Annotated in this window: 17 protein-coding genes and 1 tRNA gene; 7 read left to right on the forward strand and 11 right to left on the reverse strand. The window is 65.4% G+C overall.

Going from position 1 to position 19,871, the window contains the following annotated elements; all coding sequences use genetic code 11:
• Positions 1–8: 8 nt before the first annotated feature.
• Entirely contained in the window at positions 9–2,759 is a 2,751-nt protein-coding gene (locus BLS85_RS13300; RefSeq protein ID WP_092787093.1) for a sensor domain-containing protein, read from the reverse strand.
• Between the two features lie 577 nt (positions 2,760–3,336).
• Between BLS85_RS13300 and BLS85_RS13305 the strand changes: the two genes are divergently transcribed.
• Together BLS85_RS13305 and BLS85_RS13310 are read left to right on the forward strand one after the other, a co-directional pair.
• Positions 3,337–4,140: a motility protein A gene (locus BLS85_RS13305; RefSeq protein ID WP_092787095.1), complete on the forward strand. Its 804-nt coding sequence runs from the start codon at positions 3,337–3,339 to the stop codon at positions 4,138–4,140.
• 33 nt (positions 4,141–4,173) lie between these two features.
• Positions 4,174–4,851: an OmpA/MotB family protein gene (locus BLS85_RS13310; RefSeq protein WP_092787097.1), complete on the forward strand. Its 678-nt coding sequence runs from the start codon at positions 4,174–4,176 to the stop codon at positions 4,849–4,851.
• A 26-nt stretch (positions 4,852–4,877) separates the two neighbouring features.
• On the opposite strand, the gene BLS85_RS13315 is transcribed toward BLS85_RS13310, so the two are convergent.
• The 3 genes from BLS85_RS13315 to BLS85_RS13325 form a co-directional block, all read right to left on the reverse strand.
• Complete coding sequence (locus tag BLS85_RS13315) at positions 4,878–5,555, reverse strand: CatB-related O-acetyltransferase (RefSeq protein ID WP_176793727.1); 678 nt, start codon at positions 5,553–5,555, stop codon at positions 4,878–4,880.
• 41 nt (positions 5,556–5,596) lie between these two features.
• Positions 5,597–6,424 carry an MBL fold metallo-hydrolase gene (locus BLS85_RS13320; protein ID WP_092787099.1) on the reverse strand — a complete coding sequence of 276 codons (828 nt, stop codon included), beginning with the start codon at positions 6,422–6,424 and terminating at the stop codon, positions 5,597–5,599.
• A 213-nt stretch (positions 6,425–6,637) separates the two neighbouring features.
• Positions 6,638–7,366 (reverse strand): SAM hydrolase/SAM-dependent halogenase family protein, encoded by a 729-nt coding sequence (locus BLS85_RS13325; protein WP_092787101.1) that lies wholly within the window; start codon positions 7,364–7,366, stop codon positions 6,638–6,640.
• 239 nt (positions 7,367–7,605) lie between these two features.
• Here BLS85_RS13325 and BLS85_RS13330 point away from each other — a divergent pair, with 239 nt between their 5' ends.
• The 4 genes from BLS85_RS13330 to BLS85_RS13345 all read left to right on the forward strand — a co-directional run bounded on the left by BLS85_RS13330 (position 7,606) and on the right by BLS85_RS13345 (position 11,230).
• Entirely contained in the window at positions 7,606–8,709 is a 1,104-nt protein-coding gene (locus tag BLS85_RS13330) for a TRAP transporter substrate-binding protein (RefSeq protein WP_092787103.1), read from the forward strand.
• A 107-nt stretch (positions 8,710–8,816) separates the two neighbouring features.
• On the forward strand, positions 8,817–9,377 hold the full coding sequence (locus tag BLS85_RS13335; protein WP_245699226.1) for a TRAP transporter small permease subunit: 561 nt from the start codon (positions 8,817–8,819) through the stop codon (positions 9,375–9,377).
• On the forward strand, positions 9,374–10,957 hold the full coding sequence (locus BLS85_RS13340) for a TRAP transporter large permease (protein ID WP_092787105.1): 1,584 nt from the start codon (positions 9,374–9,376) through the stop codon (positions 10,955–10,957). Before BLS85_RS13335 ends, BLS85_RS13340 begins: the two co-directional genes overlap by 4 nt.
• 105 nt (positions 10,958–11,062) lie before the next feature.
• A complete protein-coding gene (locus BLS85_RS13345; protein WP_092787107.1) occupies positions 11,063–11,230 on the forward strand; it encodes a nucleotidyltransferase domain-containing protein in 168 nt (55 codons plus the stop codon).
• Here the strand turns inward: BLS85_RS13345 and BLS85_RS13350 are convergent.
• From BLS85_RS13350 to nifE, 6 genes are all read right to left on the reverse strand, one after another.
• Positions 11,199–11,810, reverse strand: coding sequence for a nitrogen fixation protein NifQ (locus BLS85_RS13350; protein WP_092787109.1), 612 nt, complete (start codon positions 11,808–11,810; stop codon positions 11,199–11,201). The two genes, BLS85_RS13345 and BLS85_RS13350, sit on opposite strands and share 32 nt — an antisense overlap.
• Before the next feature lie 42 nt (positions 11,811–11,852).
• Positions 11,853–12,155 (reverse strand): ferredoxin III, nif-specific, encoded by a 303-nt coding sequence (gene fdxB, locus BLS85_RS13355; RefSeq protein ID WP_092787111.1) that lies wholly within the window; start codon positions 12,153–12,155, stop codon positions 11,853–11,855.
• A gap of 37 nt (positions 12,156–12,192) precedes the next feature.
• Entirely contained in the window at positions 12,193–12,744 is a 552-nt protein-coding gene (locus BLS85_RS13360) for a NifX-associated nitrogen fixation protein (RefSeq protein ID WP_245699227.1), read from the reverse strand.
• 3 nt (positions 12,745–12,747) lie between these two features.
• Positions 12,748–13,188 carry a nitrogen fixation protein NifX gene (gene nifX / locus BLS85_RS13365; protein WP_245699228.1) on the reverse strand — a complete coding sequence of 147 codons (441 nt, stop codon included), beginning with the start codon at positions 13,186–13,188 and terminating at the stop codon, positions 12,748–12,750.
• A gap of 61 nt (positions 13,189–13,249) precedes the next feature.
• Entirely contained in the window at positions 13,250–14,662 is a 1,413-nt protein-coding gene (gene nifN / locus BLS85_RS13370; RefSeq protein WP_092787115.1) for a nitrogenase iron-molybdenum cofactor biosynthesis protein NifN, read from the reverse strand.
• Positions 14,659–16,050 (reverse strand): nitrogenase iron-molybdenum cofactor biosynthesis protein NifE, encoded by a 1,392-nt coding sequence (gene nifE / locus BLS85_RS13375; RefSeq protein WP_092787117.1) that lies wholly within the window; start codon positions 16,048–16,050, stop codon positions 14,659–14,661. Before nifE ends, nifN begins: the two co-directional genes overlap by 4 nt.
• A 333-nt stretch (positions 16,051–16,383) precedes the next feature.
• Between nifE and BLS85_RS13380 the strand changes: the two genes are divergently transcribed.
• Positions 16,384–16,473, forward strand: a tRNA-Ser gene (locus tag BLS85_RS13380).
• A 234-nt stretch (positions 16,474–16,707) separates the two neighbouring features.
• Here the strand turns inward: BLS85_RS13380 and BLS85_RS13385 are convergent.
• Complete coding sequence (locus BLS85_RS13385; RefSeq protein ID WP_092787119.1) at positions 16,708–19,362, reverse strand: PAS domain-containing sensor histidine kinase; 2,655 nt, start codon at positions 19,360–19,362, stop codon at positions 16,708–16,710.
• Positions 19,363–19,871: the final 509 nt, after the last annotated feature.

A 19,871-nucleotide genomic window follows, 5' to 3' on the forward strand; every position in this document is an offset into this window, starting at 1 on the left:
TCAGCGACTCAGGGCAGAGACGAAGACCGTCTGGCTGTCAGGCGCCCGGTCTCCGTACGCAACAGAGTCTCCATCTCATCCTTGGGCATCGGCTTGCCGAACAGATACCCCTGAACCGCGTCGGCGCCTTCCTGGCGAAGATAGTCGAATTGCCCCTCGGTCTCGACACCCTCGGCGAGGACCGTCAGGCCCAGACTGTGGCCAAGATTGATGATCGCGCGCACCAGGATGGCGTCGTTGTTGTCGGTGGTCAGATGCTGGACGAACGACTGGTCGATCTTCAGCTTGTGAACGGGAAACCGCTTCAGGTAGCTGAGGGAGGAGTATCCGGTGCCGAAATCGTCAATGGCGATCCGGAACCCCTCCTCCGACAATCGGTTGAGAAAGCCCTGGGCGCTGACATGATCGGCCATCAGCACGCTTTCCGTGATTTCGAGCTCCAGGGCGTCCGTGGGCAGGCCGTGGGCGTCCAGCGCGGCCCGGATGCGCTCCACGAGTCCCCCGTCCCGGAACTGGGCCGCCGACACATTCACCGCGACCGGAATGACCGGCAGTCCCCGGCTCCGCCAGTCGTCGATGTCGGCGAGGGCCCGACGGAAAACCGCCTCGCCCAGGGGCATGATAAGACCGGAGTCCTCGGCGACACCGATGAACTGACCGGGCGGAACAAGCCCTCGGGTCGGATGGCGCCAGCGCACAAGGGCTTCCATGCCGACCAGCATGCCGTGTATGTCATATTGCGGCTGATAGAAATTCTCCAGTTCGTGACGGTCCAAAGCCCGGCGCAGATCGGTTTCGAGATCCAGGCGAATCTGGGCGTCGTTGTTCATGTCGTTGGAGAAGAATCGGTAATCCTCGCCCTGCCCCTTGGTGACCCGGTGCATCGCCAGATCGGCGTTCCGGATCAGGTGATCGGGGTCGGTTCCGTCGTCCGGATACATGGCGATCCCGACGGTGGCCCGCAACGAGACGATGTTCGCGCCCACTTCCACCGGAGTCGCGATGATGCTGGCGACCCGGCGCGCCAGCGCGGCGGCGGCGTCGGCGCCGCTGTCTCCGCTCTGGATGAGCGCGAACTCGTCACCGCCGATGCGGGCGACGGCCTCGACGTCCTGGGCCACGGCCGCGTTGATGCGTGATCCCACGGTCATCAGAATCTGGTCGCCGAGATCGTGCCCCAGGGTGTCGTTCACGCGGCTGAACTTGGTCAGATCAATAAAGAGAACTGCCACCGTTCCGCCACCCCGCCGCGCGTGCTGAACCGCATGATGCAGGTGCTCCCGAAACAGGGCCCGATTGGGCAGGCGCGTCAGGGTATCGTAGTTGGAGAGATAGCGGATTCTCTCCTCGGCACGCTTGCGTTCGGTGATGTCCTCTTGCACGGCAACGTAGTGGATGGAGTGGCCGTCCGGTCCCTGGATGGGCGTGATGGTCTGGTGCACGGTATAAAGGCCGCCGTCCCGGCGTCGCTCCACCAGTTCGCCCGACCAGACTGCGCCGCGTTGAATGGTGTGCCACAGATCGGTGTACGTCGCCGCGTCCTGATGCCCGGAGAATAGCACATGCGGCGTCTTGCCGATCACCTCCCGGGCGCTGAACCCCGACAGGCGGGTGAAGGCCGCGTTGATCCATTCGATCCGGCCCTGCTCGTCGGTGATGAAGACGGCGTTGACCGTCACCGACATGGCGGACGACTGGAGCCGCAGAAGCATCGTGTCTCGCAGCAGCGCGGTCATGTTGGCGAGGCGACGGGCGGTGACATCGATGCGCATGCGCGCACCTCGATCCAGGGTATCCCGTAGGGGATGAACCGCCAGAACCCCCTGAACGGCATCGCCCGCCACGAGCGGAAACGCCAAGCCGGGGCTCAAGCGGTCGAGCGCCGCCCGGACAGACTCTTCGGGCGTCAAGTCGCCCGACCGGCCCGCAGGCCCCTTGAAGCCGGGCAGGGTCCGGATGGTCGAGAGGCTCAGGACCGGATCAAGAGTATGACATAGATCATCCGGCAGGGCGGTGCGCAGGTGCTCCGTCAGAGGACCGGCCTCAGGCCCGGCCGCCGCAGTCAGGATCATGTCTCCTGTCTCTTTGTCCGCCAACGCGATCCACGCCGCGGCCAGCCCTTCCAGCCGCGGCAAGCGCTGGCACGCCAGGGCGCAGATATCCTCGACCCGATCGCCGGACAGAACACACGCATCGAAATCAAGCGACAGGCGGCCCATCGCCGTCAGAGGACCGACGTCAGAGGACGTTGCGGCCATCATCAGGATGGCCGGCCGGTCGGTATCCTGAACGGCATCGATCCGGGACAGTTCAAGGCGGATGTCTCGGCCATCAACGGTCACCCCCCGCACGGACAGGCACTCCGGAACGGCGGACGGCAACACCGGATCCACGCCCCCGCGCGGCAGGTCGGCCAACGTCAACCCTTGGTCGGCCAACTCGGGAAACAGCGTTTCCCAGTGGACTCCGATCAGGGAGACCTCATCCTCCGACGCGCCGAAAACCCTGTTGGCTGCCGGATTGGCCCAGGTAACGCGATCCTTGGCATCGACGACGAGGACAGCCTGCTCGGTCGCGTGGGCAACGGCCCGCGCCCACGCCCCCTCGTCATCCCCCTTCAACACCCTGCCCGACCGGCCTTCGTCGGAGAGAGTCGGCGACACGCGCCGCTCACGCCGCGCCCGGAGAAACAGGCCTAGGACCAGGAGAGCGATGGTCAGCGTGGCGCCGACAGAAAGGATCAGAGGGATTGTATCCATCAGCCGAATCCGTACTCCCTGCGGACAGGTGAACCCTCTGTTGGCGCGTGCCAGCCACCAAGGCACGCAGTTGCCAACGCGGCGACCCTTGGGTCCGCCATACGCCCGGCGACCGGACCCGATCCGGGCTCAGAAACCGCCTGAACGGAACTCAGGGTGGACACGATGGCAGGATTACGAACGTCGGCCAACCATGGTCAGAAAAGGACGTGATCAGACCAGCGAGACCCGTATCTGGGGATGGTCTGAATCCACTCGATACGCACGGCGTTTCCCCGATATCCTGCTTGCATGTCAGGCATTGTGCCATGTTAAAGTATCGTGAAGACCGGAAGTGTAAAGAATTGTTGCCTGACTCAACATGATGGATTCAACATGGCGGGTCGTCTTTCCCAACGTCGGGGATGGAGGGGGTGGATTGCCGTCGACGATCCGTGTAGGTTCGGGTCGGGGAGCCTGGGACGATACGATCCTGCAGGGTGGGCGGTCAAGCCGGGGCATCCCGTTCGGTTGTTCGGGCCTGCCCGCCTAAGACGACCCGTCCGGCTAAGCGCTTAAGTATTGGGGTCCTGCCCGAATGTCCATAGCCACTATTCTGGGGGTCATCTTCGGTTTTGGCCTGTTCGTGGGCTCGATTTTCCTGAGCACGGACAACGTCTTTATTTTCCTCAATCTACCCAGCTTTATTATGGTGATGGGTGGAACTCTGGCGGCGACCTTCATTTCGTTCGAACCGCGCTTCGTCATTCACTCTCTGCGGACTATGGCGGGCATTCTGCTGGCGCACGACGTCGGACGCGCCATCCTGACGCACGAGGTGGGCCGGGTGATCCGGTGGGGTTACGTGATCCAGAAGGGCGGACTGGCCGGTCTGGAAGGCGATGCCGCCAAGGCCCGCAAGCTTGACCGGTTCCTCAGTTACGGGATCGATCTCGTGATCACCGGCTACACCGGCCAGGAAGTCCGTGACATTCTGGCCAACACGGTCGAAACGACCTTCAACCGGAACACGGTCTACTCCGACATTCTGCGCAACATGGGCTCGACCGCGCCGGCGTTCGGTATGATCGGCACCCTGGTCGGCCTGATCATCATGCTGGACAAGATGGGCGATGATCCGTCCGCGCTCGGCCCGGGCATGGCCGTCGCATTGGTGACGACGCTGTACGGTGTTCTGATCGCGCGACTGATCTTCCTGCCTGCCGCCAACAAGGTCCAGCAACGCGAGGAAATCGTGCGCTTCCGGAACTATCTGCTGGCGGAGGGGCTGGCGCTGCTGGCCGAACGCAAGAGCCCCCGCTACATCCAGGACAAGATGAACAGCTACCTGGATCCCGCGCTGCACTTCAGCATCGACAGCATGATGCGCGACAAGAGCTGACGGTAAACGCGTACGCCGCGGCGGAGATACAGGATGTTCGACAACCTCGGCAACAGATGGGCCAAGAAGGAGAAAAAGGGAGAAAGCGAGGACGACTGGATCACAACCTTCGCTGATATGGCGACCCTCTTGCTCGCTTTCTTCGTTCTTCTGGCTGCGATTTCAAAGGTTGACCCGGTTCTCTTCGAACAGGTCAAGGCCGGCATGGCCAAGGGAATCGGCAATCGGGAAATCGAAACGCCCATTCAGGCTTTGCGGACCGACGTCACGTCGGCTGTGGAAATGATGCAGCTCGACGATTCCATCAGCATCGGCATGGACCAGCAGGGCATGGTCATCGAGTTCGCCAGCGCCGCCTTCTACGAACCGGGGCAGGCGAAGCTGAGGCCGGAGGCGATCCCCGCGTTCCAGCGCATCGCCAACACGCTGGAAGCCCCGAAGTACCACAACTTCCAGATCGAAGTGCAGGGGCACACCGACGACACCCCGGTCAATTCCGACCGCTTCCCGTCAAATTGGGAACTGTCGTCGGCCCGAGCCTCCGGCGTGGTGCGGTTGTTCGTTGACGAAGGGCTGGAAGCCGAGCGGTTGAAGGCCATCGGGTTCGCACATACGGCGCCCAAGGTTCCGAACACCGGGCCGGACGGCACCCCCCTGCCAAACAACAGGGAAATCAACCGGCGCGTGACGGTGCGCGTGATGCCCCGGTGAGACGCTCCCGGCAAGGCGCCGCGACGTCAGGGCGCCAGGGCCTCAAGGGCAGCGACGTCACCCCGCACAAGCGCCGGCACCGCCGCCGTCACATGCTCAACCGGCCAGTCCCACCAGGACAGCGCCAGAAGGTGGTCAACCGTCCGCCTGTCGAAGCGGATCCGCGCCACCCGGGCCGGATTGCCGACCACCACGGCATACGGCGGCACCGGCTCGTGCACCACGGCGCGCGCGCCCACGATGGCACCGTGCCCGACGCCGACGCCGGGCAGGATCAGGCTTTCGTAGCCCAGCCAGACGTCATTGCCGATCACGGTGTCGCCCTTGCGGGGAAAGGGCATTTCCGCGAGCGGCAGCGTCTCGGCCCACGCGCCGCCCATGATCGGAAACGGATAGGTGCTGAGGCCGTCAAGACCATGGTTGGCGCTGGCCATGATGAGAGTGGCGCCATGGGCCAGCGCGCAGTATCGGCCGATGATCAGACGCTCTTCCGAAAAGGGAAAATGGTAACGCACATTCCGGGAGAAAAACCGGGTCGGGTCTTGGAAATCGCTGTAGTACGAGTAGGCGCCCACCTCCGTTGGCCCCGCGCTGCCCGGCGGCGCATGCACCCTCAACAAAGGCCGCAGAAACACTGTACCAGTGTGGTCCGCAATCGGATACAGGACATCGGGATCCGGCGGCATTCCAGGAGGCACGGGCATGGCAATCTCCAGGGCCGGTCGCGGGTCCGCCGAGTCGGCCCTCAGAGCCGCAACGTCACTTCCATACCGTCGCGGGCGACCAGGGCCGATGGGAGAACGCCGCGCACCTGATCCTCAATCCGCTCCATGATGGTGTCGTCATGATCCGGATCATGGTGAAAAAGGACAAGCCGCTTGGCACCGGAGGCCTCGCACAGACGCACCCCTTCCTCCCATGTGGAATGCCCCCACCCCACCCGCGCGGGGAACTCTTCCTCAGTATAGCTGGTATCATAAATGAACAGGTCGGTCCCCGCGATCAACTCCAGCACATCGGGATCGAGCCGGCCCGGGGTGTGCTCCGTGTCCGTGACGTAGCACACGCTCATGCCTTCGTAATCCAGACGGTACCCCACGGCCCCGTTGGGATGCTTGAGAGGCGCTGTGTGAACCGTGACGGCATCCTCGATAACCAATGGGTCCTTTGGCCTGAAGTCCTTGAACGAAATGGTGGCCATCAACGCATCCAGAGGAACCGGAAACATCGGGTCGGACATCTGGCTTAAGAACGGACGCCGGATGCCGCCGTTCTCCGCCACATGGCCGGCGAGAACATCCAGGCTGAAGGTCGGACGATAGGCCGGCGCGAAAAAGGGAAACCCGATGATGTGATCCCAATGGGTGTGAGTCATCAAAAGAGTGGCTGAATTCACGCCGCGCTCATTCAAGGATGCGCCAAGGCCTCGCAGGCCGGTGCCCGCATCCAGGATAATGTGGCGGCCGTCGAAATGGACTTCAACGCAACTTGTATTGCCACCGTAAACAACGTGGCTTGGGGATGGACAGGGAATGCTTCCCCGAACGCCCCAGAACTTGACCCAACACGCCATTATCTTAACCCAGTCTCGCCGACCTATTTCAGCGTTCCTCGCCAACCCGATCAGGGCAGACGATATGCAGAACAAGGATATGTCAGAACAGAGACACCTTCGACCCTTTTTTTACAGATTTCTTCTGATTGGAGACAGGCGTGACTCATCCGCCCGCCTTGGCGGAACTTGACCGGTTCGATCCGACCGGGCGCGGAGGACCGCCGCGCCTTGTCACCGAACCCCGACCCCGTTGCCGATGCGCGCGCCCAGGGCCACGTCGGCCCGACCCTGATTGACCGCCAGTTCGGCGAGTCCATTCGCATTCTCGTACCAGAACGCTTGGCCAACCGGCACGTCCGAGAAGGTCCGGGCGCGGCGCGCGGTCGATCCGTGAACGACAATCTCGGCCGTTTCGGGCAGGAACGCGGCCCGCATGCCGGTCATCGCGTTCCCGTACCGGTCGATATAGACGATGCGGGGCAGATCATCGGGCCAGTCCGGTCGATCGGCGGCAGTCATGGGGCGCACGGTGGACTCCGGCGGCCGCTCCCCCCGCGCCAGACGGGCGGCGGTCGGCGCGAACAGGTCACGGCCGTGGAAGCTGGCGCTGATCGGGCCGGACGCCGGGAACACCGGGTACACCGCACCGGTGGTGGCCCGTCGGGCCACCATGGCGAATAGGCCGTTGTCCGGCCCGACATACCAGCGTCCGTCCGCGTTCAGCATCAGGGTTCCCCGGTCGGACCCGACCCCCGGATCGACCACACCCACAACGACCGTCCCGGCCGGCAGCCACGGCACCAGCGCGGCCAGCAGGTAGGCGGAGGCCATGGCATCGAACACGGGGGCGTCCGCGCACAGGTCGATGACCGCTACGCCCGGAGCATCGCGGTGCAGCACGGCCTTCATCTGGCCGGTATAGGGGCCTTCCAGGCCGAAATCGGTGAACAGCGCGAGCAAGCCTCGTTCTCTCCCTGGGTGGATTCGCGGGACCGGGACTTTGGCCTACCGCCCGCGCGGGCGCAACAGGTGGTCAAATACCTGACCAAATTGATCCTTCCGTTCCCAGGTGTCTTGGGATACTCATGGACCTTCGCTTGGCACCGTGGGCAGGATTGAGGCCTTGCTGTCTCCCGATGCTCCGGCCAAGTCACCCGGGCTCCGAACCTGAAACAGGGTAACGAGGGAGAAAACGTCTCATGAAACGTCGCGAGTTCATCTCTGGCGCCGCCGTCGCTGGCGCCGGCGCCGCCGCCTCCACGCTGGCCACGCCGGCGATCGCGCAGGACATGCGCGAGTTGAAGATGGTCACCACCTGGCCGAAGAACTTCCCCGGCCTGGGCACCAGTGCCGAACGTCTGGCCCAGCGCATCACCGCCATGTCCGGCGGCCGCCTGACCGTGAAGGTGTTCGCGGCCGGCGAACTGGTGCCGCCCTTCGAGGCCTTCGACGCGGTGTCGTCCGGTACGGCGGAAATGTACCACGGCGCCGAGTACTATTGGCAGGGCAAGTCCAAGGCGTTCAACTTTTTCGCAGCCGTGCCGTTCGGCCTAACGGCGACCGAGATGAGCGCCTGGATCCACCACGCCGGCGGTCAAGCCCTGTGGGACGAACTATCGGCCGACTTCAACATCAAGCCGATGATGGTGGCCAACACCGGCGTTCAGATGGGCGGTTGGTTCAACAAGGAAATCAACAGCCTTGAGGATTACAAGGGCCTGAAGATCCGCATGCCCGGCCTGGGCGGAGAGGTGCTGCGCCGCATCGGCGCCGCCGCCGTCTCGCTGCCCGGCGGCGAGATCTTCCCCGCCCTTCAGTCCGGCGCCATCGACGCCACCGAGTGGGTCGGACCGTGGAACGATCTGGCGTTCGGCTTCTACAAGGTCGCCAAGTTCTACTACTACCCGGGCTTCCACGAACCGGGCACCACGCTGTCGGGCGGCGTCAACCTGGACGTCTGGAACAGCCTGAGCAGCGAGGACAAGGCCATCATCGAGGCCGCCGCCACGGCCGAGAACGACTACTCGCTGGCCGAGTTCAACGCCCGCAACGGCGATGCGCTGGACACGCTGGTGAACGAGCACGGCGTGGAACTGCGCAAGTTCTCCGACGACGTGATGACCGCCATCGGCGGGGCCGCCGGCGAAGTGGTGGCCGAGGTGGCCGCCGAAGACCCGATGACCCAGAAAATCTACGAGTCCTTCCTGGACTTCCGGACCAAGGCCATGGGCTGGGCCCGCATCGCGGATCAGGCCTACTGGAACGCCCGCGAGCTGCCGTACACCTACGTCAAGGGCGAGTAACCGTCCGCCGTGACGAGCCGGGGGTCCCCGAATCGGGGACCCCCGCGCCGTTGAGGACGATCCTGTGCCCCCGCATCCGTCCGTTCCCCGAACCACAGGAGTTCCGGGTGTCGTTTCTCCATGCTCTTGCGCGATGGATCGACCGGATCAATACCGCCGTCGGGCAGGCCACGGCCTGGCTGGCACTGATCATGGTCCTGGTCCAATTCCTGGTCGTCGTGCTGCGCTACGTCTTCGGGCTCGGGTTCATCTGGATGCAAGAAAGCATCACATACATGCACGGCCTGCTGTTCATGGTCGGAGCGGGCTATACACTGCTCCAGGATGGGCATGTGCGGGTGGACGTGTTCTACCGGGAGGTCTCGCCGCGCCGGAAAGCGCTGGTGAACCTTCTGGGCTCGGTGCTGTTCCTGATCCCCTTCTGCACTCTGATCCTCTGGGTGTCCTGGGACTACGTCATGAATTCCTGGAGGGTCCTGGAGGGCTCCAAGGAAACCAGTGGCATCCAGGGCATCTATCTCCTCAAGACGGTGATTCTGGTGTTCGGCGGTCTGGTGATCCTGCAGGGCCTTTCGGTGGTGGCCCGCTCCATCCTGACTCTGGCCGGGTGGGACGGCGCGGAGGCCGACGACGACAAGGGCGGCGTCCCGGCGGAGGTCGGCCGATGACCCTGTTCGAGCGCGAAATCTTCGCCATCATCATGTTCGCCGGCACCTGCCTGTTCCTGGTCGCCGGCTTTCCGGTCGCCTTCACCCTGGGCGGATCGGCGCTGCTGTTCGGCATCATCGGGTGGTTCATCGGCGCCTTCGACATGAGCTTCGTCGCCGCGATGCCGCAGCGCATCTTCGGCACCATGACCAACGAGGTGCTGATCGCGGTCCCCTTGTTCGTGTTCATGGGGGTGATGCTGGAACGCTCCCGCGTGGCCGAAGAGTTACTGGACAGCATGGGCAAGCTGTTCGGCACCCTGCGCGGCGGCCTGGGGATCTCGGTCTGCATCGTCGGTGCCCTGCTGGCGGCCTCCACCGGCATCGTCGGCGCCACCGTGGTGACCATGGGCCTGCTCAGCCTGCCCACCATGCTGCGCCGGGGCTACGATCCAGCGCTGTCCTGCGGCACCATCTGCGCCGCCGGCACCCTGGGCCAGATCATCCCGCCGTCCATCGTGCTGGTGCTGCTGGGCGATCAGATCTCCAACGCCTACACCGACGCGCAACGGGCCATCGGCAACTGGTCTCCGGAGCCGGTGTCGGTGGGCGACCTGTTCGCTGGCGCGCTCCTCCCCGGATTGGGGCTGGTGGTGCTGTATATCCTCTACGTCGCCGCCGTGGCTTGGCTGCGCCCGCGCGCCTGTCCCTCGATTCAGGACGAGGCCGACGCCGACCTGAGTGCGTGGGAGACCTTCCGCACTTTGGCCAACGCCCTGTTACCCCCCGTGATCCTGATCGTCGCCGTGCTGGGATCGATCCTGACCGGCGTGGCGACCCCCACCGAAGCCGCCGCCGTCGGCGCTGTGGGCGCCCTGCTGCTGGGCGGGCTGAAGCTGGAGAACAGCCGGCGCTGGCCCATCCTGACAACGTTCGCCGCGCTCGTGGTGATGCTCGTGCTGGCGCGGTTCGTGGACCTGCGCGTGGCCCGCGACACCATCGGCGCCGGCGACATGGCGGCCATCTGGCTGGCCTTGGCCTGTACCGGCGTGGTGTTCCTGGGCATCGGCGAAAGCCTGCGCCGGGTCTGGTCCATGGGCATCCTCAACGAAGTCATGCGCCAGACCCTGATGATCTCCTCGATGGTGTTCGTCATCATCGTGGGCGCCGGGCTGTTCTCGCTGGTGTTCCGGGGCCTGGGCGGCGAGGAGATGGTGCACGAGTTCCTGACCAACCTGCCGGGCGGCGTGTTCGGCGCCATGCTAGTGGTCATGCTGGTGATGTTCGTGCTGGGATTCTTCCTCGACTTCATCGAGATCATTTTCGTGGTCGTGCCCATCGTCGGGCCGGTGCTGCTGAGGATGGACGTCGATCCGGTCTGGCTGGGCGTCATGATCGCCATGAACCTGCAGACCTCGTTCCTGACGCCGCCGTTCGGGTTCGCGCTGTTCTACCTGCGCGGCGTGGCGCCGCCATCGATCCGCACCATGTCGATCTACAAGGGGGTGGCGCCGTTCATCCTGATCCAGTTGATCGGCTTGGCCGTGCTGGCGGCGTTCCCCGAACTGGCGACCTGGCTGCCGGATGTGATCTTCGGATAGGCCTGCGCGGCGCTTTTGTGGGATCAATGCGGCGACGCACGGACAGGCGAGCGCGACCCATGAGCCGTCCGCCAGACGTGCAGCGGATCCGGGACAGGGTGCGTCTTGAGATCATCGCCCGCCTTGCGCGCGGCCTGCGCGCGGGCGGTGCGGGACCCGGCCCGCATTGAGGCCGTGGTGCTGTTCGGCTCCCTGGCGCGCGGCGATTTCGATGGCCTGTCGGACGCCGATCTTGCCGTCATCAGACGCGAGGCGATTCCGGTGTGGCCGTGAGCGGCAGGGTCGCCGGATGCGGTGCCTCGTCGGGGACGAAACACAGCGCGTAGTCCTCGCAGACCTCGCAATTCGGGGCCTTGCACAGCAACACGCCGTCCCTCTCGCACATCGACCGATAGAAGAACTTCTTCCACCGCATGCCGGGATTCCGGGCGGCCAGCGGCGCGAAATGGCGATCCATCAGGCGAACCAGATCGGCCCGACTGGAGAGCCCCAGGTCCTCCCAAAGATGCGCCGCGCCCAGCGACCGCCGCGTGATGATCCGCGTCAGCCACCGCGCCATGGTCGGATCGCCGCCCAGGGTGCGGCCCTCGTACAGCAACGCGCGCAGATCCGGCTCCTCCGGTTCGTCGGCCTGGGGACCGCGCCACGGCGGATGCACGTCCAGCAGGCCCAGCGCGTGCGGGAACAGAGTCTCCAGCAGCAGCCGTAGGTCCGTCAGGGACAGGGCCAGCGTATTGGTCAGAAGGCGATCCGGCGGCGCGAACCCGGAGGCGATGGCGCAGGCCAACACATGACGGTCGAAGGGATCCCCCGTCCCGCCGGACATGAGCATGGCGTGAAGACTGTCGGACATGATCCCTTCTCCTTCGTGCGCGGTCCGCTCCGCCGAACGGTCTTACGCGGCGTCCTCGACGGGGGCGTGACTCTGCGCGCCGGTGCCGCACACCGTGGCGCAGGATCCGCAGCCCACGCAATCACCGCCCTTGGCCACGACCGAGACCTTGCGCACGATTTCCTCATCGTCGTCAAACGGATCGCACATTTCGTCGTCCTCGTTGATGCCCTTGAGTTCGATCACGTCGCGAGCACACACCTTCACGCAGCGGCCGCAGCCGATGCACACGTCGGGGTCAATGGATTGGATGTAGGAGGGAACCCAGGGGCTGCCATCCTGGGTGACGAGCGTACGAACGGCCATGACGTGTCCTTTCTTTGGCTTCGGAAGGATCGGAAGGTTACGACTCGAGAACGACGAGGCCCGGATGCGCGGCGATCATGCCGACCCCTTCCTCGACCAGGGCGGCGCCGGCGGCATCCAGGGCGGCGAGGCTGTCGAAGCCGAAGCGGTGGACATCCCGCACTGCGCGGGAGACGGCCACCAGACGCCCGGCGATCAGAACCACGCGGCCGAAGCCCTCTTCATGCAGATCGATAAGGGGTGTGGCGACGTGGCCGCTGCGGCGGCCGATGGTCGTGCCGACGGCGTGATAGAATGTGTGCAGGCGGCGCAGCACGCGCGGGTCCGGGTTGCCGACGACGGGGATCGCCCGCCGCTCCTCCTGCGAGAGCACGTAGCCCTTCAACAGGCGGGCATCGGTCTTGCCGTCCCACAAGCCGCAGCAGTCGCCGGCCCGGATCAGCGCCGCCAGTTCAGGCAGGAAGGTGGGCGCGTCGGGCCAGGGCGGATCGGGCTGGGCGACCGCCATGGCCCGCAGCCGGGCGACCTTGCTGAGCGGCTTGGCGGGACCGGCGGGGCGTTCCGCCATGTCACGAACGGCTGCGGCCATGGCTCAGCCCTCCCCCTCGTCGTCATCGTCCATGAAATCGGTGCGCGCGGGTTCACTGCCGTCCCGGTTCATCATCGCCTTGCGCAGCCACGGCGGCGGCGAGCCGGCCAGCATGGTCCGCACCCGCTCCAACACTTGATCGACGGGCTCGTCGGACTGGAGCTTGACCGGATGAATGCGCGCGGCCACAACCCGCGCCGCCGCCGGTCCGCCGATGGCGCGCACGAACAGCAGGGTACAGCCCTCCATGGCGGCCAGCCGGGGCGCCACCCGGTCGTCCTCGTGCCCGCCGCCGCTGCCGTCCTGGGCGGTGACGTCGTCGAACTGGACCGCCTCGACGAGGCTCCAGTCCTCGGCGGAGACCTCGTAGACGGCCAGCGTGCGTGCCCCCGCGAAGTGGGCGTTGACGGCGCTCATGTCCTGGGTGGCGAGGGCGACCTTCACGGCGGGACTCTCCTTTGAGACGGTCGGGGAACGCACGGCGGACGGCTCGGCGCCGCCCGACTCAACCAGCCGCAACCGGCGCATCGCTGTCATGGCGAACCTCGGACGTATGGGGCATTTCGGGGGACATAGGGTGGGGCGGGCGCAGGTGGTGTTCGGCGTGGCTCTCGGTGATGGCGTTGGCGATGGCGAAGGCCATCTGGCGCGTGCCCCGATAGCCGGCGAACAAATCGTGCTGGCTGCCGACCCGGTCCACCTGGGGGAACCCGACGCGAACCAGCGGCGCGTGCAGGGCCTTGGCGGCGCGGATGGCCGGCGAGGGGCCGATCACCAGATCGCAGCCGCCGGCCTCCAGCGTCGCTGTCTCCAGGTCGTCCAGATCGCCGACGATCAGGCGATCAACCGGCAGCGTCTCCAGGCCGGGCGCCCTGGTGGTGGTCACCGCCACCGGCACCTGGCATCCCAGGTCGGTGGCGATGGTGACCATGGCGCGCAACAGGTCCGGTTCGGCGGCGATGGCCACGCGCTGCCCGACGGCGGCGAAGTGGCTGTCGATGAGCGCGTCCAGCAACCGCGAGCGGTCGCGGCGCAGCTTCGGCGGGGCCGAACGCCCGGACATCTCGGACAAAAAGGCGATCAGGCGATCGCAGCCTTTGAGGCCGGTCAGGGTTTCCAGAACCGTGACCGGTAGGCTGGTCCGCGCGCCCAGCAGCTCGGCCGGGGCGCGCATGTGCTCGCCGATGGCCAGCACCGCGCTGGCCTCGCCCAGGGCCTCCAACTCGGCCCGGGAGGTGCCGCCGAGACTGACCGGCCGCCAGTTGTCAGGGACATGCCCATCAAGGGACCCGGACAGATCCGGCAGCAGGGTGCAGGTCAGGTCGAAGGCCTCAATGGTGTCGCGCAGATCGTCCAGGTCGGCGGCGGTCAGGTGCGCGCCCGTCAGCACGGTCAGATGGTCCGCGCGGCGCGGGCGCGGCCGGGCCACGACGTCGATGATGCCGGTGACGGCGGCGGCCCAGCCCTCTTGCAGGCCGCCGATGAAGTCCGGGGCCTGGACATGGACCAGCAGGGTGTCCCCCAGGTCCTCGCCCAACCGCTCGGAAATCAGCCGGAGGTCGGCGGCCATGTCCTCGCTGCGGGTGTCGGTCAGCGCCGTGGGGCAGACGCCCAGCACCGAGGGCTTGGACTTGGTGGCGATGGTGCGGATCGCCGATTCCAGGTTGTCGGTGCCGCCGAGGATGGTCTCGATCTCGCCGAGCGCCGTGGTTTGCAAGGGAATGGCCTCGCGGAAGTGGCGCACCAGCAGCACCAAGGCGAAGGCAGTGCAGCCCACCGACCCATGGAACAGCGGCATGCCCCGGTCGACGCTGAGCAGGGCCAGCGCGGCGCCCAGCGGCGGCGACACCTTCAGCGGGTCGATGGTCAGCGCCTTGCGGGACGCCTCGACGCGGGAGGGAGTGGTCTTCGGACTCATGCGGTGTATCCCTCCTCCCAGGGGGCCGGGCTGTGCACCTGCTCCCAGATCGGGGCGTTCAGGGTCAGGGACATCCGCTTGGCCAGGTTGATGAAGCCCTCGTAGCCGGCGTAGGCGTGGTGACGCTCCTGGTTGGTATCCAGCCAGGGGCGGCGGGCGTTCAGGGCTACGAACTGGCTGCGACCGCCGGACAGCATGATGTCGGCCTCGCCGTCCTTCAGCATGCGGAACATCTCGCCGGCCGGGATGGCGCCGAACAGCTTCTTGTCCTCGTGCAGCAGGTCCTTGGCGCGGGCCTTGCCGTGGTCCGTGGACTTGCGCACCGAGGTGCCGATCACCTCCATACCCATGTCCTGCAAGGTCTGGACGATGGACCAGGCCTTGTTGCCGCCGGTGTAGAGCAGCACCTTCTTGCCCTCGAGGGTGGCGCGGTACGGCTCCATCTGACGCTGGACCTCGGCTTCCTTCTCGGCGATGAGAGCCTCCGCCCGGTCGATCAGGTCCGCGTCGGCGCCCTGCTCCACCAGCAGGCGGGCGAAGGTGCGCAGGGCTTCCGATGTGGCCCGCACACCGTTGAACGAGCCCTCGAAGTAGGGGATGCCCCATCGCTCCTGCAGGCCGCGTCCCACGTTCACCATGGCCTGAGAGCAGACCACCATGGAGGCCTTGGCGCGGTGCGCGTAGGTGACCTCGTGGTAGCGGGCGTCGCCGGTGATCGGGGACAGCAGGCGGATGCCCAGGGCGTCGAACAGCGGTTTAACCTGCCACAGGTCGCCGACGATGTTGAACTCCGCGATCAGGCAGATGTCGGTCGGCGTGGTGGTCTCGGGTTCACCGGTGCCGATGACATGGTCGAGCAGGGTCTGACCGGCCAGACGGTTGCCCGCGTTCTTGGTGCCGACGAAGCCCGGGGCCTCGACGGGGATCACCGGGCGGCCGTGGCGCTCGGCGGCGGCGGCGCAGACGGCGTGGATGTCGTCGCCGGTCAGCGACGGCACGCAGGTCTGGTAGACGAACACGGCGGGCGGATCGAACTTTTCGACGGCCTGACGGATGGCCTTCCAAAGCTTCTTCTCGCCGCCGTGGATGACATCCAGTTCGGTCAGGTCGGTGGTCAGGCCGCGCCGGTACAGGTCGGACCCAGACGACGCCGAATGGCGGTTATCCCAATTATTGCCCTCGCAGGCGATGGGACCGTGGACGATGTGCGCGGCGTCGACGATGGGCTGCAACGAGATTTTGGCGCCGTCGAACGCACAGCCGCCGGCCGCCGCGCCCGGGGTCGGGCCCTTGGCCTTGCAGCCGGCTCGCTTCTGCGCGTCGGTCTTGGCGCGGTTGGTGGCACAGGCCGGTTCTTCGAACACCGGCGCGAGACGATCGGTCAGCATCAAGGCCCTCCCGCGTTGGCGCCCCCGAACGAAACGGTGGGCACGGGGCATGCAAGCAAACTTAATGCCACCACGGCAATGCTCTGATCCATAAAGAGAATAAGCCCATGCCCCGACCCGAGTGTCTGACATGCGACAGCCTTGATGTCGCAACACGAACGCGACACGACCAATTTTAGGACAGTCCAGCCCAGGGATTGACCTGACCGCGCGGGTTCGCCAGAAAGGGACGGGGTCGCGCCCTGCCGGAGACGCCCGGCAGCGCCGGTTAACGCTTCATTTTATCAACCGGCGGCATCCTGCAAAGGATACACACGGCGAAGTTTCGCTTAAGGATGGGTGGCCGAGCGGTTTAAGGCACCGGTCTTGAAAACCGGCGGACGGGAGACCGTCCCGTGGGTTCGAATCCCACCCCATCCGCCATTTATACTAGAAAACACACTCTCCACTCCCGGCTTCGGCCGGGTTTTGCGGTCTTTCAAAGGGGTATGGGGCCGGGCTGTTCACCGGCTCACGCCCGCACCGCAACTCAAGGGCGAACGCCGTTTCCCCGGCGGTTCAAACCCCGCCGGCGCCTGCGGGACTCAGGACAAATCGCTGCGGCGAATCGGATTCCCGCGCCCCGCCCGTCGACAGCACGGCCCGCGCCGCCTGGGCTCATACCCTTTCCCCGGCCGCAAGGGGCAGCCACACGGTCACCGTGGTCTGCCCGGGCACGTCGGTATCGAGCGCGACACGGCCTTTCTGGGCACGGGCCATCATGCACGCCGAATAGGTGCCCAGCCCCGTGCCGCCGGACTTGCCACTTGTGGCGTACTTGTCGAAAAAGCGGTCGCGGATGTCCTCCGGCACCGCGCCGGGGTTGGTGACGCGGATGACCGCCTCGTCCCCGTCGGTCGTCACGCGCACATCGACGGCCTGCCGTTTCTCCGGCAATGCCTCGACGGCGTTGCGGACCAGATTGGACAGCAGCGTTCGGCACAACCAAGCATCGCCCAGGGCGGCGACGGGCTTCTCCATGGTCAGTCGGAGTCCGGCAAGTTTCGCGGCAGCGAGGTGCTCTAGTTCCTCATGGACCTCGCCGAACACGGCCCCCAGATCCACGGCGGTCGGTTCGAACCGGAAGGTGCCCGCCTCCACGCGGTGCAGGGTCATGGAGGCATCGAGCAGCGAGAGCTGTCGCTGGGCGGCCCGCTCCATCATGTCCAGCACAGTCCGGTTATCATCGGAGAGGGCATCGGACAGGCGAAGGATGTTGATCCCCGAAATGGTGGCCGATATGGGGCTGCGCATATCGTGGCGGATGATCCGCTCGATATCCTCGCGGAACTCGTCCTCGCGCTTGCGCTTGGTGATGTCCTGGACGGTGGCGTGGACCACGTGACCAGCAGGACCGCGATCCGGCATGGGGCGGCCGAGAAGATGGATCCATTTGACACGGCCGTCCGACATGTGCAGGGGCACCGTCAGGTCGAACGGCTCCGCATCGGCTACGGCGGCGCCTACGGCTTCGCGGAAGGTCTGGTAGTCTTCGTTCGTGAACAGTTTGGCGTGATCGCCCAGACGCGACGGCCCAAGCGCCGGGTCACGCTCGTAGATGCGATACATCTCTTCCGACCAGTCCGACCGTTCAACCGCCGGATCGATGGTCGCACTGCCGATGCCGGCGATCTGCTGCGCCATCTTCAGACGCACCAAGCTGTCCGCCAAGTCTCGCTCGCGGCGCTTTTCCCGGGTGACGTCCTGGACCAGCCCTCGCAACCGCGTCGGCCGGCCCCGGTCGTCGTGAACCAGATGGCCGTAGGCGCGCAGGTGCAGCGTTTCGCCGGTTTGATAGTGGATCACCCGGTGTTCCATCTGCTCGGCATCTCCGCGCAGCATCGCGACGAATTCCGTGTGGACGCGATCCCGGTCGTCGGGATGGATCCACTCCAGAAGCTCGTCCGTTGTGGTCGGACGGACCTCGGTCCCGGACAGTTCCCGCCATGTGTCGGACAGGGACCACCGTTCGGTCTCCATGTCATACTCGAACGAACACATGCGACCCAGGCGCTGTCCGGCCACCATCAATTCCGTGGTTTCGCGGAGTATGTGCTCGTGTTTCTCCCGGTCGGTGATGTCCAGCGCCACGCCACGGACCTTCACGACGCGGCCCGCGTCATCCAGGATCGGCGTACCCCGGACCTTGATCGTTCGAATGGCGCCCGTGGTCTGGTCGATGGTCCGGTGTGTGATGTCGTAGGGTCCTCCGCTCAGTGTCCGCTCGAAGGCGGCCTCGACCCGAGCCATATCGTCCGGGTGAGCAAGCGGCAACAGATCGCCGGTGGTCCGGGGAGGCTCGTCCACACCGTGCAGCCGGCACCAGTTATCCGAGAAGGTCCACACATCCGACGTGACATCCCATTCCCAGGAGCCGATGCCCGCCAGTTCCTCGGCGTTCAGCAACAGGTCGGCGGTCTCGCGCAAACGGGTTTCGGCATCCACGCGATCGCCGATGTCCTCGGCGATGGCCAGAACGATATCCGGCGACGCAGACGTGAACTTGAAGCTGACGTGCCGTTCCTTGCCGGAGGCGCGCATACGGTAAAGTCCGTTGTGCGCCAGCACGGTACCGTCTCGGCCACAGCGGTGGATCAGGTCAACCAAGTCCGGCCTGTCGGCGTAGAAGTCAGAGAGGCGCCTGCCAAGGTGCTCCTGGACGTGTCCTCCCGACAGGCGTTCGTTGGCCGGATTGACATCTTCCAGGACGTAGTCGTCCCCGTCGCGGCGCCAAACCGCCAGATAGTCGGGCATGGCCTCGAACAGGCCGCGAAACCGCGCTTCGCTGGCCCTGAGTGCTAGATCAGCCTTTTTTTGGTCGGTGATATCCTGGACGGCGCCGACCAGTGCGCGCGCGCGTCCGTTGTCGTCATGCAGCACCCTGGCATAGGCGCGCACGTAAACAACCTCACCGGTCTTCTGATGGATCTCGCGATGCTCATTGACGAACGAACGACCGCCCAGATGCGCCTTTAAAGCGACGGCGAACTGCTCATGGTCATCTGGATGAACGATCTCCATCAATCGAGCCGGCGTGAGCGGGCCGGTGTCCTCGACCCCCAGGCGCTCCAGGAAGTTCGGCGACACGGTCCAGGTCTCACGGATCATGTCGTATCCGAAGATCCCAAGTCCCGTCAGGTCCTGGACCGTGGCCAGAAGGTCGACCTGTTCGCGCAGCGCTTCAACGGACGGGCACGAAGCGGGCCCCAGGGTTGTGGCGTCCGGTTTCACGGACGCGCCTGAGGCCGTCTCCGCTTCGCGATCGGAGGTCATGCGCGGAGCCCCTCACCCAATCAACCAAACTGAAACAACATCCTTTATAATTATTCTAACTCTATTAGCGTAGCCTTGCGATGACAAGACTTCAACGCCCCATCGCAATTCAGGTTTCCACAAAATTCGAGCGACCATCACCCAGGAAGGCCGAGCGCCTCCAATTGATGTAATTGGATAGTTAACTGCACCACACAATGGGACGTGCGTCAATGTGTGTGTTTCGCGCTCCGCACAACCTGATCTTTGTTTCAAGCCCGTAACAAAACCGGTTTATTGGTTCAAACTCCGGCATGCTGGCGCGCGGCCCCGCCGACCTCGCGAGATCCTTTCGTCCGACCTCTGCCACGGCGCGCCGGGGGTCGGACTCAGAATGACATTTTCCGTTCCAAAACAAGACGCTTCGGTCGTCCCGCGCAAACTGGAGGTTCAGCCAGCCTGGCGGTCCGCCGCGAGACCTCCAACGCAAACGCATCAGACCGTCAGTCGGCGGTTTGCGGGGACGGAGC

Source organism: Rhodospira trueperi, assembly GCF_900101965.1.
Lineage (GTDB): Bacteria > Pseudomonadota > Alphaproteobacteria > Rhodospirillales > Rhodospirillaceae > Rhodospira > Rhodospira trueperi.

What these genes read in the sequence shown, in the direction of transcription:
- BLS85_RS13340 (WP_092787105.1), top strand. Translation starts at nt 9,374, where the DNA reads ATGACCCTGTTCGAGCGCGAAATCTTCGCCATCATCATGTTCGCCGGC.
- nifE (WP_092787117.1), bottom strand. Translation starts at nt 16,050, where the DNA reads ATGCTGACCGATCGTCTCGCGCCGGTGTTCGAAGAACCGGCCTGTGCC.
- BLS85_RS13385 (WP_092787119.1), bottom strand. Translation starts at nt 19,362, where the DNA reads ATGACCTCCGATCGCGAAGCGGAGACGGCCTCAGGCGCGTCCGTGAAA.
- BLS85_RS13305 (WP_092787095.1), top strand. Translation starts at nt 3,337, where the DNA reads ATGTCCATAGCCACTATTCTGGGGGTCATCTTCGGTTTTGGCCTGTTC.
- BLS85_RS13315 (WP_176793727.1), bottom strand. Translation starts at nt 5,555, where the DNA reads ATGCCCGTGCCTCCTGGAATGCCGCCGGATCCCGATGTCCTGTATCCG.
- BLS85_RS13350 (WP_092787109.1), bottom strand. Translation starts at nt 11,810, where the DNA reads ATGTCCGACAGTCTTCACGCCATGCTCATGTCCGGCGGGACGGGGGAT.
- BLS85_RS13360 (WP_245699227.1), bottom strand. Translation starts at nt 12,744, where the DNA reads ATGGCCGCAGCCGTTCGTGACATGGCGGAACGCCCCGCCGGTCCCGCC.
- BLS85_RS13320 (WP_092787099.1), bottom strand. Translation starts at nt 6,424, where the DNA reads ATGGCGTGTTGGGTCAAGTTCTGGGGCGTTCGGGGAAGCATTCCCTGT.
- BLS85_RS13300 (WP_092787093.1), bottom strand. Translation starts at nt 2,759, where the DNA reads ATGGATACAATCCCTCTGATCCTTTCTGTCGGCGCCACGCTGACCATC.
- BLS85_RS13330 (WP_092787103.1), top strand. Translation starts at nt 7,606, where the DNA reads ATGAAACGTCGCGAGTTCATCTCTGGCGCCGCCGTCGCTGGCGCCGGC.
- nifN (WP_092787115.1), bottom strand. Translation starts at nt 14,662, where the DNA reads ATGAGTCCGAAGACCACTCCCTCCCGCGTCGAGGCGTCCCGCAAGGCG.
- BLS85_RS13310 (WP_092787097.1), top strand. Translation starts at nt 4,174, where the DNA reads ATGTTCGACAACCTCGGCAACAGATGGGCCAAGAAGGAGAAAAAGGGA.
- fdxB (WP_092787111.1), bottom strand. Translation starts at nt 12,155, where the DNA reads ATGGCCGTTCGTACGCTCGTCACCCAGGATGGCAGCCCCTGGGTTCCC.